Source organism: Staphylococcus gallinarum (genome assembly GCF_000875895.1).
Lineage (GTDB): Bacteria > Bacillota > Bacilli > Staphylococcales > Staphylococcaceae > Staphylococcus > Staphylococcus gallinarum.
Genome location: NZ_JXCF01000059.1, coordinates 1 through 241, shown reverse-complemented (window position 1 = coordinate 241; position 241 = coordinate 1). Strand labels below are relative to the sequence as shown.

1 rRNA gene is annotated in these 241 nt (G+C 50.2%); it reads right to left on the bottom strand.

From position 1 onward, the window contains the following. Positions 1-241: ribosomal RNA gene (locus SH09_RS12910) — 23S ribosomal RNA — on the bottom strand; the annotation flags it as partial.

The window sequence follows — 241 nt, the reverse complement described above, 5'->3', positions numbered from 1 at the left end:
CTGGTGGTCTGGGCTGTTTCCCTTTCGAACACGGACCTTATCACCCGCGTTCTGACTCCCAAGTTAAATTGATTGGCATTCGGAGTTTGTCTGAATTCGGTAACCCGAGAAGGGCCCCTCGTCCAAACAGTGCTCTACCTCCAATAATCATCACTTGAGGCTAGCCCTAAAGCTATTTCGGAGAGAACCAGCTATCTCCAGGTTCGATTGGAATTTCTCCGCTACCCACAACTCATCCGCT